Origin of the sequence: Streptomyces sp. NPDC102283, from assembly GCF_044766265.1 — a bacterium.
Taxonomy (GTDB): domain Bacteria; phylum Actinomycetota; class Actinomycetes; order Streptomycetales; family Streptomycetaceae; genus Streptomyces.
Genome location: NZ_JBIWLQ010000013.1, coordinates 198,357 through 213,371, shown reverse-complemented (window position 1 = coordinate 213,371; position 15,015 = coordinate 198,357). Strand labels below are relative to the sequence as shown.

General features: G+C 71.7%; 12 protein-coding genes. 9 read left to right on the top strand and 3 right to left on the bottom strand.

The window, feature by feature from the left end:
- Positions 1-71 precede the first annotated feature (71 nt).
- From ACIRJT_RS25515 to ACIRJT_RS25495, 5 genes are all read left to right on the top strand, one after another.
- Positions 72-1,262: a S8 family peptidase gene (locus tag ACIRJT_RS25515; RefSeq protein ID WP_403913100.1), complete on the top strand. Its 1,191-nt coding sequence runs from the start codon at positions 72-74 to the stop codon at positions 1,260-1,262.
- A 251-nt stretch (positions 1,263-1,513) separates the two neighbouring features.
- A complete protein-coding gene (locus ACIRJT_RS25510) occupies positions 1,514-5,803 on the top strand; it encodes a discoidin domain-containing protein (RefSeq protein WP_403913097.1) in 4,290 nt (1,429 codons plus the stop codon).
- A gap of 124 nt (positions 5,804-5,927) precedes the next feature.
- Positions 5,928-6,935: a LacI family DNA-binding transcriptional regulator gene (locus ACIRJT_RS25505; RefSeq protein WP_403913094.1), complete on the top strand. Its 1,008-nt coding sequence runs from the start codon at positions 5,928-5,930 to the stop codon at positions 6,933-6,935.
- A 44-nt stretch (positions 6,936-6,979) separates the two neighbouring features.
- Positions 6,980-7,297, top strand: coding sequence for a cupin (locus tag ACIRJT_RS25500; RefSeq protein ID WP_403913092.1), 318 nt, complete (start codon positions 6,980-6,982; stop codon positions 7,295-7,297).
- 165 nt (positions 7,298-7,462) lie between these two features.
- Entirely contained in the window at positions 7,463-8,386 is a 924-nt protein-coding gene (locus tag ACIRJT_RS25495; protein ID WP_403913090.1) for a YihY/virulence factor BrkB family protein, read from the top strand.
- Here the strand turns inward: ACIRJT_RS25495 and ACIRJT_RS25490 are convergent.
- Positions 8,364-9,374 (bottom strand): zinc-binding dehydrogenase, encoded by a 1,011-nt coding sequence (locus ACIRJT_RS25490; protein ID WP_403913087.1) that lies wholly within the window; start codon positions 9,372-9,374, stop codon positions 8,364-8,366. The two genes, ACIRJT_RS25495 and ACIRJT_RS25490, sit on opposite strands and share 23 nt — an antisense overlap.
- A gap of 109 nt (positions 9,375-9,483) precedes the next feature.
- Here ACIRJT_RS25490 and ACIRJT_RS25485 point away from each other — a divergent pair, with 109 nt between their 5' ends.
- On the top strand, positions 9,484-10,089 hold the full coding sequence (locus tag ACIRJT_RS25485) for a TetR-like C-terminal domain-containing protein (RefSeq protein WP_403913084.1): 606 nt from the start codon (positions 9,484-9,486) through the stop codon (positions 10,087-10,089).
- Positions 10,090-10,158: 69 nt separating this feature from the next.
- On the opposite strand, the gene ACIRJT_RS25480 is transcribed toward ACIRJT_RS25485, so the two are convergent.
- Positions 10,159-11,007: a M12 family metallo-peptidase gene (locus tag ACIRJT_RS25480; protein ID WP_403913083.1), complete on the bottom strand. Its 849-nt coding sequence runs from the start codon at positions 11,005-11,007 to the stop codon at positions 10,159-10,161.
- 229 nt (positions 11,008-11,236) lie between these two features.
- On the opposite strand from ACIRJT_RS25480, the gene ACIRJT_RS25475 reads away from it, so the two are divergent.
- Positions 11,237-12,109, top strand: coding sequence for an ABC transporter substrate-binding protein (locus ACIRJT_RS25475; protein WP_403913079.1), 873 nt, complete (start codon positions 11,237-11,239; stop codon positions 12,107-12,109).
- A 52-nt stretch (positions 12,110-12,161) separates the two neighbouring features.
- Here ACIRJT_RS25475 and ACIRJT_RS25470 read toward each other — a convergent pair whose 3' ends face one another.
- Positions 12,162-12,587 carry a nuclear transport factor 2 family protein gene (locus ACIRJT_RS25470; RefSeq protein ID WP_403913076.1) on the bottom strand — a complete coding sequence of 142 codons (426 nt, stop codon included), beginning with the start codon at positions 12,585-12,587 and terminating at the stop codon, positions 12,162-12,164.
- Between the two features lie 159 nt (positions 12,588-12,746).
- Between ACIRJT_RS25470 and ACIRJT_RS25465 the strand changes: the two genes are divergently transcribed.
- Together ACIRJT_RS25465 and ACIRJT_RS25460 are read left to right on the top strand one after the other, a co-directional pair.
- A complete protein-coding gene (locus ACIRJT_RS25465) occupies positions 12,747-13,367 on the top strand; it encodes a PadR family transcriptional regulator (protein WP_403913074.1) in 621 nt (206 codons plus the stop codon).
- A 98-nt stretch (positions 13,368-13,465) separates the two neighbouring features.
- The gene (locus tag ACIRJT_RS25460; protein WP_403913071.1) at positions 13,466-15,010 is read left to right on the top strand and encodes an alpha/beta hydrolase; all 1,545 of its coding nucleotides are present in this window, start codon (positions 13,466-13,468) and stop codon (positions 15,008-15,010) included.
- Positions 15,011-15,015: the final 5 nt, after the last annotated feature.

The window sequence follows — 15,015 nt, the reverse complement described above, 5'->3', positions numbered from 1 at the left end:
CGAAGGAACGGGTGTTCGCGCTTCGCGGACGTACTCGCTCCGTGACCGGATCCCCACCCCGAGGAGAATGCATGCGCCTGCCCGCCCGATGGGCCACAGCCGCCCTGCTGCTGATCGCACCGCTGATCGGCGCACCCGCCACGGCCTCGGCCGACAGCGGACCGGAAGGGGTCCTGGTGGAGCATTCCACCCGGGCCGTACCCGGGCAGTACATCGTCACCCTGGAGCCCGAACTCTCGCCGGACACCGTCCTGCGGGAGCTCGGGCTCAGCCCGTTGTTCCGTTACGGAAACGCTCTGCACGGCTTCGCCGCCAAGCTCACCACCACCGAACTCCAAGCGGTACGGGCCGTACCCGGCGTCCTCGCCGTCGAGGAGAACGCCGAGGTGACCGTCCCCGCGCCGACCGCAGCGAATCTGCTGCGGGCCCCCGCGGCCGGCTGGGGCGCCGACCGCATCGACCAGCGGGCCCTGCCGTTGGACGACACCTTCACCACCGCGGCCACCGGCAAGGGAGTGAAGGCGTACGTCGTCGACACCGGGATCGACGCCGCGCACAGCGAATTCGGCGGCCGGGTCGCGAGCGGGTACGACGCCGTCGGGGACGGCCGCGCGGGCATGGACTGCAACGGGCACGGCACGCATGTGGCGGGCACGGTCGGCGGTGCGGTGTACGGCGTGGCGAAGGACGCCTCGCTGGTCAACGTCCGCGTCCTCGACTGCGAGGGCCGGGGCACCTGGGCCGGCATCCTCGCCGGGTTCGACTGGATCGCCAAGGACGCCGAGCGCAGCGGTGTCCCCGCCGTGCTGAACGCCTCGCTCGGTGGCGACCGCTCCACGGCGGTCGACGCGGCGGTCGAGGCCGTCGCCGACGCGGGCGTGCTGCCCGTCGTGGCCGCGGGCAACGACAACCGGGACGCCTGTGACGTCTCCCCGGCAGGCGCGGACGGTGTGTTCACCGTCGGGGCGAGCGACCGGCAGGACCGGGAGACCTCCTTCAGCAACTGGGGCTCCTGCCTCTCGGTCTACGCCCCCGGTGCCGACATCGTCTCCGCCCGCCTCGGCGGCGGCACCGTTTCGCTGAACGGCACCTCCATGGCCAGCCCGCACGTCGCGGGCGTCGCCGCGCTCTACAAGCAGGAGAACCCCTCGGCCTCTCCCGCCGCCGTCTCGCGGTGGCTGACGGACACGGCCACCGGGGACGTGCTCTCCGGTCTGGGTCAGGGCTCGCCCGACCTGCTGCTGTACACCGGCGGCCTCTGACGATCCGCCGGACGGCCGGACCGGCGGCTCGTCCGCAGGGGCGGGGAGCGGTGACCGCGCGACGGAATCCGCTCCCCGGCCCGGCCGCCCGGCTGTTGTCGGAACGGTGGACGGTCTCTCATTTCTCTGCAACTCTCTGACGGCACAACGCAAAACAGGCCGCAGCGTATGAAGAAACGTGTGTTCCCTGGCTGCGGTCACAGAGCCGCGCCCTCGACGCGCCCTGCGTCGAGGCCGAAGATCGGGGAGCTATGAGAGTCCAACGCTGGAGATGGCGGGCGATATCCGCCTTGGTCGCGACCAGTCTTCTGATGATCGGTGTACCGTCGCTCGCCGCCGCGGCGGCGAGCGGTCCCAACCTCGCCGCGGGCCGGGCCGCGGCCGCGAGCAGCGCCCATGCCGAGTACGGCGCGTCCCACATCACCGACGGCAACCGGTCCACGTACTGGGAGAGCGCGGGAGGCGGGCTGCCCCAGTGGGTCCAGACGGACCTGGGCGCGGGAACCCGCGTCGACGAGGTGAAGCTGACCCTGCCGGCGGGCTGGGAGACCCGCACCCAGACGCTGTCCCTCCAGGGCAGCGCGGACGGCACCAGCTTCGCGACCCTGAAGAACTCCGCGACGTACACCTTCGCCCCGGGGGCGGCGAACGAGGTGACCATCGCGTTCCCGGCCACGCTGACCCGCTTCGTGCGCGTCAACATCACCGCCAACACCGGCTGGTCGGCCGCGCAGCTCTCCGAGCTGGAGGTCCGGGGCGCCGGTGGGTCGTCGGCCGACCTCGCGGCGGGCAAGACCCTCACCGCCAGCAGCGGCAGCGGCTCCCGGGCTCCGGCCAACGCCAACGACGGCAACCGGGACAGCTACTGGGCGAGCCGCGACGACCAGTTCCCGCAGTGGATCCAGGCGGACCTGGGCGGGTCGCTCCGCGTGGACCGGGTGGTCCTGCGACTGCCCGACGGCTGGGCCGCACGCAGCCAGACGCTGAAGCTCCAGGGCAGCGCGAACGGCACGGACTTCACCGACCTCACCGCGTCCGAGGCGTACCGCTTCGACGCGGCGGGCGGACAGTCGGCGACGATCACCTTCGACGCCACGACCACCCGGTACGTCCGTGTCCTGGTCACCGCCAACAGCGGTGCGCAGGCAGCACAGTTGGCCGAACTGGAGATCTACGGCCCCACCACCGGCGACACACAGGCCCCGACCGCACCGGCCGGCCTGGCGTTCACCGAGCCCGCCACCGGGCAGATCCGGCTGACGTGGAAGGCCTCCACGGACGACAAGAGCGTCACCGGCTACGACGTCTACGCGAACAACACCCTGCTGGCCGGCGTCGCGGGCGACGTCACCACGTACACCGACACCCGGCCGACCGGGCAGGACGTCAGCTACTACGTCCGCGCCAAGGACGCGGCGGGCAACGTCTCCGCCAACAGCAACACCGTCACCCGGCGCGGCGACACCGGTGACACCCAGGCCCCCACCGCCCCCTCCGCGCTGGCGTACACCGAGCCCTCCGGCGGCTCGATCAAACTGACCTGGGGAGCGTCCACCGACAACAAGGGCGTGAGCGGCTACGACGTCTACGCCAACAACGTGCTGCGTGGCAGCGTCGCGGGCAACGTGCTGACGTACACCGACACCCAGCCGACGTCCTCCACGGTCAGCTACGTCGTACGGGCCAAGGACGCGGCGGGCAACGCCTCCGTCGACAGCAACACCGTCACCCGCAACGGGCGGATCGGCTCCGCCTCGAACCTCGCCGTGAACAAGCCGATCACCGCCTCCTCCGTGGTCCACACCTTCGTCGCGGAGAACGCCAACGACAACAGCACCTCCACCTACTGGGAGGGCGCGGGCGGCAGTTACCCGAACACCCTCACCGTGAAGCTCGGCTCCAACGCCGACACCGAGAACGTCGTCGTCAAGCTCGACCCCGACAGCAGCTGGGGGGCGCGCACCCAGCGCATCGAGGTCCTCGGCCGGGAGCAGAGCTCCTCGTCCTTCCACTCGCTGTCCGCCGCGAAGGACTACGCCTTCGGTCCGGCGTCCGGCAACACGGTGACCATCCCGGTCTCCGCCCGCGTCGCCGACGTCCAGCTGAAGTTCACCGCCAACAGCGGCTCCGGAGCCGGGCAGGTCGCGGAGTTCCAGGTCCTGGGCGCTCCGGCGGCCAACCCCGACCTCCAGGTCACCGGCATCACCGCCGCACCCGCCGCACCGGTCGAGACGGACGACGTCACCCTGACCGCGACCGTCCGCAACGCCGGCGCGCTCGCGGCCCCGGCGAGCAAGGTCGAGCTGCGCCTCGGCGGCACCAAGGTCGCCACCGCCTCCGTCGGCGCGCTGGCGGCGGGCGCCTCCGCTCAGGTGGACGCCTCCATCGGTGCCCGGAACGCGGGCAGCTACGTCCTGAGCGCCGTCGCCGACCCGGCAGGCGAGGTCATCGAGCAGAACGAGACCAACAACGGCTACACCAGCGCCTCCCCGCTGGTCGTGAAGCCGGTCTCCAGCTCCGACCTGGTGGCCTCGGCGGTCACCACCTCACCCTCGGCCGCGTCCGCCGGCGAGACGGTCGCCTTCTCCGTCGCGCTGAAGAACCAGGGCACGGTGGCCTCGGCCGCCGGCGCCCACGGCATCACCCTGACGCTCGTCGACAGCAAGGGCGCCACGGTGAAGACGCTCACCGGCAGCCACACCGGAGCCATCGCACCGGGAGCCACCACCGCGCCGGTCGCCCTCGGCTCCTGGACCGCCGCCAACGGCTCGTACACCGTGCGGACCGTGATCGCGGCCGACGCCAACGAACTCCCGGTCAAGCGCGAGAACAACACCTCCACCCAGGCGCTCTTCGTCGGACGCGGCGCCAACATGCCGTACGACATGTACGAGGCGGAGGACGGTACGGCCGGCGGCGGCGCGAAGGTCGTCGGCCCGAACCGGACCGTCGGCGACATCGCGGGTGAGGCCTCGGGACGCAAGGCCGTCACCCTCGACCAGACCGGCGACCACGTCGAGTTCACCACCCGGGCCGCCACCAACACCCTGGTCACCCGGTTCTCCATCCCCGACGCCCCGGGCGGCGGCGGCATCGACTCCACCCTGAACGTCTACGTGGACGGCGTCTTCCTCAAGGCGATCGACCTCACCTCGCAGTACGCCTGGCTGTACGGGAACGAGGCCGCTCCCGGCAACTCCCCGGGCTCCGGAGCGCCCCGTCACATCTACGACGAGGCGAACATGATGCTGGGCAGGACCGTCCCGGCGGGGTCCAAGATCCGGCTCCAGAAGGACAGCGCCAACACCACCACGTACGCGATCGACTTCGTCAACCTGGAGCAGGTCGCCCCGGTCGCCAACCCGAACCCCGCCACGTACACCGTGCCGGCCGGATTCACCCACCAGGACGTCCAGAACGCCCTGGACAAGGTCCGCATGGACACCACCGGCACCCTTGTGGGCGTCTACCTCCCGGCGGGGCAGTACAGCACGGCCGGCAAGTTCCAGGTCTACGGCAAGGCCGTCAAGGTGGTCGGCGCCGGGCCCTGGTACACCCGCTTCAACGCCCCTTCCACCCAGGACAACACCGATATCGGCTTCCGGGCCGAGGCCAGTGCCAAGGGGTCCTCGTTCGCGAACTTCGCGTACTTCGGCAACTACACGTCCCGGATCGACGGGCCGGGCAAGGTGTTCGACTTCTCCAATGTGTCGGACATCGTCATCGACAACATCTGGAACGAGCACATGGTCTGCCTCTACTGGGGCGCCAACACCGACAGCGTGACCATCAAGAACTCCCGGATCCGCGATATGTTCGCCGACGGCGTCAACATGACCAACGGGTCCACCGACAACCTGGTGACCAACAACGAGGCGCGGGCCACCGGCGACGACAGCTTCGCGCTCTTCTCGGCGATCGACGCCGGGGGAGCGGACATGAAGAACAACGTCTACGAGAACCTCACCTCGATCCTCACCTGGCGCGCGGCGGGCGTCGCCGTCTACGGCGGGTACGACAACACCTTCCGCAACATCCACATCGCCGACACCCTGGTCTACTCCGGAATCACGGTCAGTTCGCTGGACTTCGGCTACCCGATGAACGGGTTCGGGAGCGTACCCACGACGATCGAGAACGTCTCGATCGTGCGCGCGGGCGGTCATTTCTGGGGATCGCAGACCTTCCCCGGCATCTGGCTGTTCTCGGCGTCCAAGGTGTTCCAGGGCATCCGCATCAACAACGTGGACATCGTCGATCCCACCTACAGCGGGATCATGTTCCAGACGAACTACGTCGGCGGACAGCCCCAGTTCCCGATCAAGGACACCGTGCTCACCGACGTGTCCATCTCGGGTGCGCGCAAGAGCGGTGACGCCTTCGACGCCAAGTCCGGGTTCGGGCTGTGGGCCAACGAGATGCCGGAGGCCGGGCAGGGGCCGGCCGTCGGCGAGGTCACCTTCAACGGCCTGAAGCTCAGCGACAACGCCCAGGACGTCAAGAACACCACCTCCACCTTCAAGATCATCACTAACCCGTAGCCCGGGGGAGAGGTCGTAGTCACCGGCAAGGGGGCGCTTCCCGATGGCAGGGAAGCGTCCCTTTTGCGTGCAATCCTTGCGTTGATAAGTCAATTGTTTGCGCTGCTTACGCTAGTCTTGCGGCATGACGCGACGACTTGCTCAGGTTGCCAAGAAGGTTGGGGTCAGCGAGGCCACGGTGAGCCGGGTGCTCAACGGCAAGCCCGGGGTGTCCCGGACCACCCGGCAGTCCGTACTGACCGCCCTGGACGTCCTCGGCTACGAGCGGCCCACCCAACTGCGGGGCGAGCGCGCCCGGCTCGTCGGCCTCGTCCTGCCCGAACTGCAGAACCCGATCTTCCCCGCCTTCGCCGAGGTGATCGGCGGCGCCCTCGCCCAGCAGGGACTCACCCCTGTGCTGTGCACCCAGACCAAGGGCGGAGTGTCGGAGGCGGACTACGTGGACCTCCTGCTCCAGCAACAGGTCTCCGGTGTGGTCTTCGCCGGCGGTCTGTTCGCCCAGGCCGACGAGGCCCACGAGCACTATCACCGGCTCGCCGAGCGCCGCATCCCCGTCGTGCTGATCAACGCACCCATAGAGGGACTGGACTTCCCCTGCGTCTCCTGCGACGACGCCGTCGCGATCGAGCGCGCCTGGCGCCACCTTGCCTCCCTCGGCCACGAGCGCATCGGTGTGGTGATGGGCCCCTCCGACCACGTGCCCTCCCGCCGCAAGCTCGCGGCCGCCCGGTCCGTCGCGGCGGCCACCGGCGGGGAGCTGGCCGAGGAGTACGTCGAGCGTGCGATGTTCTCGCTGGAGGGCGGGCAGGCCGCGGCCTCCCGGCTGCTGGAGCGCGGAGTCACCGGCGTCATCTGCGCCAGCGACCCCCTGGCGCTCGGTGCGGTGCGGGCGGCCCGCAGGCGCGGCCTCGGGGTGCCGTCCGACATCTCGGTCGTCGGCTACGACGACTCGGCGTTCATGAACTGCACCGAACCCCCGCTCACCACGATCCGCCAGCCCATCGAGGCCATGGGCCGGGCCGCCGTCGAGCTGCTCTGCGCGGGCATCCAGGGCGGCTCGGTCCCCCCGGACGAGCTGCTGTTCGAGCCGGAGCTGGTGGTACGGGGCTCCACCGCGAAGGCGCCCCGCTGATCCCGCGGATCGCGGCGCTGTCGCGGCTGCGGCACAGTGGGCACATGGACGACCTCAACGCACTCGCCGAGGAACACCTGAGCGCGGCCCGCGCCTCCGCGCACGGCCGCAGCGCCCACCTCCTGCTCCAGCAGCCCCCCTTGCGGCAGACGGTGATCGCCCTCACCGAGGGGACGGCGCTCGACGAACACAACGCGCCGCCCGCCGCCTCGCTCCTCGTCCTGCGCGGCAGCGTCCGGCTCACCGCCGCCTCCGGGGACGCGGAGCTACCGTCCGGGACCCTGCACCCGATCCCGCAGGAACGGCACGGGTTGCTGGCGCTCCAGGACGCCGTGGTCCTGCTCACGGCCGTCAACGACTGATCGTCCGGAACACCCGGGGACTGCCGGCCGGGGCGCGCGGCGCCGGCCGGGGAGGGGTGTGCTTCGGCCGCGACGTGGCAGGAGAGGATCGAGTGGAGTCACCACGTCCGGAAACGGACAGGTCACGCCGCCCACCGCGTCCGCCCACGTCCCCGGAGTACCAGCTTGCCCACCCAGACCGCGTCCGCCGCGGAAAGCACCGCCCCCGCCGCCCTGCCCCGCCGCTGGGGCACCGCCCTGCGGCGTACACCGGTCTCGCTGTGGAACGACGACGTCACCGACTGGGCCGCCGCCCTGACGTACTACGCGATCCTCGCCCTGCTCCCGGCGCTCCTGGTGACCGTCTCCGTGATCGGACTGGCCAACCCCGACGCGACCGGCGCCCTGATCGCCGACATCACCGCGTTCGCCCCGGCCGAGTCCGGCGACGCGCTGCGCAGGCCGTTGGAGGCGGCGACCGAACAGCGCTCCGCCGTCTGGCTGCTGGTCGCCACCGGGTCCGTGAGTGCCGTGTGGTCCGCGTGCAGCTACCTCGCGGTCTTCCGCCGGGCGATGCACGCCATGCACGGCGTCCGGGACACGCGCCCGCCGCTGCGGCAGGCGCACATCATCGTCGTCTCCGCGATCGGCCTGCTCCTCCTGCTGATGACCAGCGCCTTCGCCATCGTCATGACCGGCCCGCTGGCCCGCTGGCTGGGCCGCCTCATCGGCCTGCCGCACGAGGGGGAGACCCTGTGGGCGGCGCTGAAGTGGCCGCTGCTGGTCCTCCTCGTGGCCTGTCTGATCATGGTCCTCTTCAGCACCGGCCCCCACTCCGCGCGCGGTGTCCGTCGGGGCCTGCCCGGCGGGATACTCGCCGCGTTCTGCTGGCTCACCGCGTCGGCGCTCTTCGCTCTCTACGCGACCCAGGTCGGCAGCTACAGCAGGCTGTACGGATCGCTCGCCGGGCTCGTCGTCTTCCTCATCTGGGTCTGGTTCGCCAACCTCTCGCTGCTGGCCGGAGCCCAGTTCAACGTGGAGCTGCGGCGGCCCGAGCGGGAGCCCGGCGCCGACGGCGGGGAGCCCGTCACGGCCGCAGAACGATCCTGACCGGGTCGCCCTCCTTGGTCTCCACCCGCCGCACGGCCGCCGCCGCGTCCTCCAGGGGCAGGACGTCGGTGATCGAACGGGAGAAGTCCAGCCGGCCGCCCTCGGCGAGCCGGACGAGCTCCGCCACATGGTGTCCCTCCGAGCCGTAGTGGCCCAGGATCCGGTGCTGGAGGTAGCTGAACAGGGTGCCGCGGGCGACGGTCAGCGGCTGGTCGGTCAGCCCCACCAGCACCAGCCGCCCCTTCGGGGCCAGCGTGGCCAGCGCCTGCTCGCGGACCGCCGGGACCCCGGCGAAGTCGAACGCCGCCTCCAGGCCCACGCCGCCCGTCGCCCCGAGCACCTTCTCGCGGAACAGCGGATCGGCGGGGTCCAGCGCCAGGTCGGCCCCGAACTCCAGGGCCCGGCGCCGGGCCGCCGGAGCGGGATCCACCGCGACGACCGGATGCGCGCCCACGGCCCGCAGCAACTGCACGGCGTGCGCGCCGAGCCCGCCCGCGCCCCAGACGCCCACGGCCTCCGCCGCCCGCACGTCGCCGGTGGCGGTCACCGCCGCCCAGGGCGTGGAGACCGCGTCCGGGATGATCGCGGCCTGCTCGAAGGGGAGCGAGTCGGGCAGGGCGACGAGGGTCGACGCGGTGGCGAGGGCGTACTCCGCCCAGCCGCCGTCGTAGTCGACGCCGCGGGTGTGCGTCCGGCCCCGGCGCTGCTCGCCCGCCTGGAGCACCACCCGCGCGCCGGCCGTCCAGCCGGTGACGTCCGCACCCGTCCCGGCCACGGTCCCGGCCACCTCGTGGCCCAGGGTGACCGTGCCCCCCTCCAGATACATCGGGCTCAGCGTCCCGGCGACGAGGTGCACGTCGGAGAGGCAGACCCCCGCCGCCGCGACCTTCACCAGCACCTCGCCGGGACCGGGCACGGGCCTGTCCACCTCCTCGACGACGAGTGCGCGGCTGGGCAGGTGCAGACGCGCTGCGCGCATGCGTTCCATGACGGGTCCTTACGGTGTTCGGGTCGGCGGCCTGTCGCAAGTCGCCTTGCTTTGAAACGTAAGCCCGGCCCGTCCGGTAAAGCAAGTGGCCTTGCGATACGGTTCGGGGATGACCACCGAGAAGGGCCCCGCGCCGCTGCGCCGCCGGGGCGAACGCATGCGGCAGGCCGTCCTGGCGGCCACCGTCGACCTGCTCACGTCGGAAGGGCTCACCGGTACCACGGTCGCCGCGGTGGCCAGGGCGGCCGGGGTGCACGAGACCTCCGTGTACCGGCGGTGGAGGACCCGCGAGAGCCTGCTGCTGGACGCCCTCGGCTCGCATGCCGACGAGGCGCTGCCCGATCCCGACACGGGAGACGTGCGCGAGGACCTGGCTCGGCTGATGTCGGCGGTCTCGGACTATCTCGCCTCACCGCGCGGCGCGGCCCTGCTCCACCTCGGCGCCTCCGCCGACGCGGGGTCCGTCGACGCGGAGCGCCTGCCGTACTGGGACGCCCGGCTGGAACGGGGCGAGGACATCGTGCGGCGCGGTGTCCTGCGCGGCGAACTGGCCCCGGACACCGACGCCCGGCTGGTGGCCGAGACCCTGGCGGGGCCGTTGTTCGCCCGGGTCCTGCTGACCGGGGCGCCGCTGGACAGGGGGCTCGCGCGCCGGATCGTGGACCTGACGCTCGACGGCGCACGCCCCCGCGGCGGGTGCGCCGCCAACAGGTGACGCACCCAGGACGGCGTCACGCACCCGGGAGCGGCCGGGTGCGACGGGACGCCTCGAAGGGCGGCCCGGTCAGCGCCTGACGCGGTATCCGGCGACGACCGGCATCGTCTCGCGCAGCACCCGTACGCCGTCGTTGTCCGCGTCGCCCAATCGGTGGCCCTTCCATGTCTCCGTCGCGCTGGAGAACCGGCTGATCCGCCGGCAGTGGTCCCCGCAGGCGGAGCGGTACGCCATGATCGTGTAGTGATTGCCGTCCTCGGTGATCCAGCCGGTGTTGTACGGGCGGTTGCGGCTCACGCTCATCGAACCGTCCGTGTTGCCCGCCAGCGTCGTGCGGTCGTGGGCGAGGCCCAGATTGTGGCCGATCTCGTGACTCGCCGAATCCAGGCGGATGCCGTCGACCTCGACGACCGCGTAGGCGTGCTCGTCCGTGGAGCCGTCGAGTACGGGCGTGTAGTCCGCGGTGCCGCCACCCCGCTCGTCCCGGTCCACGACGAGCGTGACCAGATCGGCGCCGTACCGCGCCCGCTGTTCGTGCACCTGGCGCCCGAGCCCCGCCGAGTGGTCCTTGAGGGTGGAGTGCGCGGCGCGGAATTCCTCCGAGCCCTCGTAGTCGGTCGCCGTGTACGGATGGATGACGCGGATGACCCCGCAGAGCTCGCCCGCCGCCAGGGACCGGTTCATCCGCGTCGCGATCTCCTGGGCCGAGGAGGGAACCCGATGCTCGCCGCCGGCCCGTTTCGCCGCCTTGGGCGTGTAGACGGCCAGCACGTCGACCACGGGGCATTCCGCCGCCCTCGCCTTCTCCGCCGCCGGACGTGCCGCGGCCCCGGCCGTGGCCGGGGCGTCCGCCGAGGCGGCACAGAGCGATGCGCCGACGCCGACGGCCAGGGCTGCCTTCAAAAGGGTCGCGCGCATGGGGAGTTGGCTCCGTCCGGAAAGGGGCCGGCCGAGGGGAGGGCCGCCCGGTGACTGAGGGTCCCTCATTTCTAACACTCCGTGATGCGGACCGCCCATCGTGCCCGAAGCCGGTTGACGGCCGTTTGTTCCCTGGCCGGAGGGGTGTGGCGGTGAGGAGGTGGGCAGGTACACGTGTACGAACTCGCACGAATGGAACGGCAGTCGGCGGCAGAGGGGCGTGTGTGACGTGACGGAGCAGAGCGAATGGCGGTTCTCCGACGACCGGGGTCAGCAGTCGACGGCGCCCCGGCCGCCGCGGCGGGTGCTGGCCTATGTCCAGGCCGGCGCCACCTTGTGGGACCTCGGAATCCGGCCGGCGGGTATCTTCGGCTCCGACCACGACGGACCGGACCCCGACACGGCGAAGACCGGGACCCTTCCGCTGGGCGAGATCGCGTACGTCGGTGCGGGAGCGGCCCTGGACGTCGAGCGGCTGCTGAGCTGTGGACCGGAGCTCGTGGTGGCCGTCAGCTACGGCGGCGGTCATGTCTACGGGCTGACTCCCGAGACGGCCAAGCCCCTGGAGGAGAGGGTCCCGGTGGTCGTCCTCGACGTCAGCCAGGCCCGTACGTTCGGTGAGATCGGCGACCGGTTCGCCGAGCTGGCCCGCTCGCTGGGCGCCACGGCCCGCCCGGGCGCCGACCGTGACCTGGACGCCGCCCGGGAGCGGCTGCGCTCCGTGGTCGCCGCCACGTCCGCCGACGCGCCCCGGGTGCTCGCCCTCTCCCCGGCCGGCCCGGACCAGGCGCATGTGGCGCGTCCCAGGATGTGGCCCGAGCTGCGCGTCCTCACCGAACTCGGCGTCCAGGTCGTGGAGCCGGCCGAGGGCCCGGGGGCCAACTGGTCCACGCTCGATGGCTCCGACACCTTCGCGCTGCGCCCCGAGGTGATCCTGACGGACATCCGCGCCCACGCGGCCCCGCTGGAGGAGCTGCGGGGGAGCGAGGGCGTGCCGAAGCCCGTCGTCCCGTGGAATCCCGAGCCCCTTTACGGGCCCCGCGACCACGCCCGGTTCCTCGGCCTGGTCGCGGACGCCCTGGAGGCGGCGCGGGCGAGCTGAGCGGGAGCGCTGTCACCGGGCGGCGGATGCGGGGTACGGCAACGGCGCGCGGTTACGGGGTGGGGACGAGGCCGTCGGCGACGAGGCCGGTGAGCACGGCCTCGCCCAGCGCCTGGACGGCGGACTGCGGGCGGACCATCACGGTGAACTCCTTGATGAGCCCGTCGTCGTCCAGGTGCAGCAGGTCGATGCCGTGGATCTCCCGGCCGCCGACCGTCGCCCGGAAGAGCAGGACCGCCGACGGGGCCTCGGTCCCGTCGGCGCTCGTCCGCGAGGCGCCCGCGAACTCCCCGACGTAACGGAAGTCCTCGAAGATGCGCAGCAGGACCCCGAAGAGGCCCAGCACCATCGGCCTGCCCTCGAACGGGGTGAACTTCACCGGGCTGTAGAGCCGGATGTCCTCGGTGAACAGATCGCCCAGTGCGTCCAGGTCGCGACGGTCGACGGCGGCGCGGAAACGGTCCACTGCGGTGGTCATGTGTGTCCTCCTTGATGAGGTGCGTCCTCGCCGAGGGGCAGGGCGAGTCGGCTTAGTCATGAAAGTGACTAGTCACTTTCATGACTATCATGAGGGTCGGTGTTCCGGACAGGGGTGGGCGGGGACGTGCCCGGCCGCGGCAGAGAAGGAGACGGTCTGATGGCGTTGCGCCACGCGGTGCTGGCGGCGCTGCTCGACGAGGAGCTGAGCGGCTATCAGGTGACGAAGGCGTTCGCGGCGGGCGTCGCGAACTTCTGGCACGCCCTGCCGCAGCAGGTCTACGCGGAACTGGCCAGGCTGGAGAAGGAGGGCCTGGTCGCGGGGCGCGAGGTCGTGCAGGAGGCGCGTCCCAACAAGCGGCTGTTCCGTGTCACCGGCGAGGGACTGGCCGAGCTGGAGGGCTTCGCGTCAGCCGCCGCCAAACCCTCGTTCCTGCGGGAGGACCTGCTGGTCCAGATCCAGGCCGCCGACCACCTCGACACCGACGTGCTGATCGAGCGGCTCATCGAACGGTTCGCGTTCGCCGAGGCCAAGGCCGCGCTGTTCGAGGAGCAGTTGCGCAGGATGCGCGGCGAGCGCGACGAGGCGGAGTTCCTGCTCAGCGGCGCACGGATCGGCCCGTACCTCACCTGCCGACGGGGGCGGGACTTCGAGCGGGCCAACCGTGACTGGTGCCGGGACGTGATGGAGGTGCTCCGGGCGCGGCGGGAGGCCGCGGGGCCGTCGCTCCGGCGGTCGGCCCCGGATCAATTCTTGAATCCGAACTCGCCTACCCTGTAGGCCCGTTAGCCTGTCTGACGTCCGTCCCTCCGGACCACTGCCGAGCGCCATTCACTATCCCAGCGAACGAAGGCACTCCCTTGCTCCTGAGACGACGAATGACCTCCAGAATTGCCTGGGGCGTCGCCGCGACACTCATCCCCACCCTCCTCGGCACCACCGCCGCGGCCGCGCCCCAGGCCGGCCCGGGCTCGTCGGTGGCCGCCCCGGCCGCCGCCTCCTCACTGGCATGGCGGGGCTGCGGCGGAGACATCGACGCGAGCGTCGAGTGCGCGACCCTCAAGGTGCCCCTGGACCACCGCAGGCCGGGCGGCAGGAAGATCGAGCTGTCGCTGTCGCGGATCAAGGCCGCCGACCCGGCCGTGCGCCGCGGCGTCCTGCTCTTCAACCCGGGCGGCCCCAGCGGTTCCGGGCTCTTCTATCCCCTGGCGCTCAGCGGTCTTCTGCCGCAGTCCGTGAAGGACCGGTACGACCTGATCGGTTTCGACCCGCGCGGGGTCGGGGCCAGCAGTCCGCTCGCCTGCGGTACGACCACCGCCGACGAACGGCTGACGTACCGGCCCTACAGGGAGGCGACGTTCGCCAAGGACGTCGCCTGGGCGCGTGACATCGCCGACCGGTGCCGCGACCGCAACAGGGAAACGCTCCGGCACATCAACACCCGCAACACGGCGCGTGACCTGGACGCCATCCGCGTGGCCCTCGGGGAGCGGAGGATCTCGTACTTCGGACTGTCGTACGGGACCTATCTCGGTTCCGTGTACGCGCAGCTGTTCCCGCGGAGGGTCGACAGGTTCGTCCTGGACAGCGCCGTGGACCCCGAGCGGGTCTGGCGGAGCATGGGGCAGTCCTGGGCGGAGCGGGCCGAGGCCACCTTCGACCGGTGGACGCACTGGACCGCTCGTCATGCGGCGCGGTACGGACTCGGTGACACGCCCGCCGAGGTCGAGACGCTGTTCTGGGACATCGTCGCGCGCGCCGACCGGGAGCCGCTCGACCTCGGTGGTACCAGGTTCGACGGCGCCGAGGTCCGGGAGTACATGCGCTGGGAGATCCCCCACCCCTCCGTCGCCGCCGGCACCCTGGGGCTGCTCCGGGACGCCGCCGCGGGCAAGCCCGTTCCGACCTTCCCGACCTTCGTGCCGACCGACAACGAGCTGGCGAGCTTCCTCGCGATCGTGTGCGGTGACGCCCGCTGGCCCACCGACCCGGCCGTCTACCGGGCCGACTCCCGGCGCGACAGCGTCCGCTACCCCCTGTACGGCGACTCCGTCTCGAACATCTTCCCGTGCGCCTACTGGGGCCGCCCGGTGGAAGGGGCCACCAAGGTCGACAACAGGGTCCCCGCGCTCATCGTCCAGAACGAGTGGGACCCGCAGACTCCGCTGGCCGCCGCTCACGGCCTGCGCCGGGCGCTGAAGGGCTCCCGGCTCGTCACCGTGGAGGAGGGGCAGGGCCACGGCGTGTACGCGCTCGGCGTCAGTGCCTGCGCGGACAGGGCCGCCACGACGTACCTGACCACCGGCCGGCTCCCGGCCCGGGACGTCACCTGCGCGGCCGACCCGCTCTCCGCGGCCGCCTCACGGTCCGCCCCGCCGGGCCCCGCCCCGGCGCCGGTCCGCCTTCCCTTCTCCGGTCGATGACCTCG

Excerpts from the sequence above, each read along its gene's own strand:
- ACIRJT_RS25500 (WP_403913092.1), top strand. The coding sequence starts at position 6,980 with ATGGACGACCTCAACGCACTCGCCGAGGAACACCTGAGCGCGGCCCGC.
- ACIRJT_RS25480 (WP_403913083.1), bottom strand. The coding sequence starts at position 11,007 with ATGCGCGCGACCCTTTTGAAGGCAGCCCTGGCCGTCGGCGTCGGCGCA.
- ACIRJT_RS25515 (WP_403913100.1), top strand. The coding sequence starts at position 72 with ATGCGCCTGCCCGCCCGATGGGCCACAGCCGCCCTGCTGCTGATCGCA.
- ACIRJT_RS25470 (WP_403913076.1), bottom strand. The coding sequence starts at position 12,587 with ATGACCACCGCAGTGGACCGTTTCCGCGCCGCCGTCGACCGTCGCGAC.
- ACIRJT_RS25510 (WP_403913097.1), top strand. The coding sequence starts at position 1,514 with ATGAGAGTCCAACGCTGGAGATGGCGGGCGATATCCGCCTTGGTCGCG.
- ACIRJT_RS25465 (WP_403913074.1), top strand. The coding sequence starts at position 12,747 with ATGGCGTTGCGCCACGCGGTGCTGGCGGCGCTGCTCGACGAGGAGCTG.
- ACIRJT_RS25460 (WP_403913071.1), top strand. The coding sequence starts at position 13,466 with ATGACCTCCAGAATTGCCTGGGGCGTCGCCGCGACACTCATCCCCACC.
- ACIRJT_RS25490 (WP_403913087.1), bottom strand. The coding sequence starts at position 9,374 with ATGGAACGCATGCGCGCAGCGCGTCTGCACCTGCCCAGCCGCGCACTC.
- ACIRJT_RS25505 (WP_403913094.1), top strand. The coding sequence starts at position 5,928 with ATGACGCGACGACTTGCTCAGGTTGCCAAGAAGGTTGGGGTCAGCGAG.
- ACIRJT_RS25485 (WP_403913084.1), top strand. The coding sequence starts at position 9,484 with ATGACCACCGAGAAGGGCCCCGCGCCGCTGCGCCGCCGGGGCGAACGC.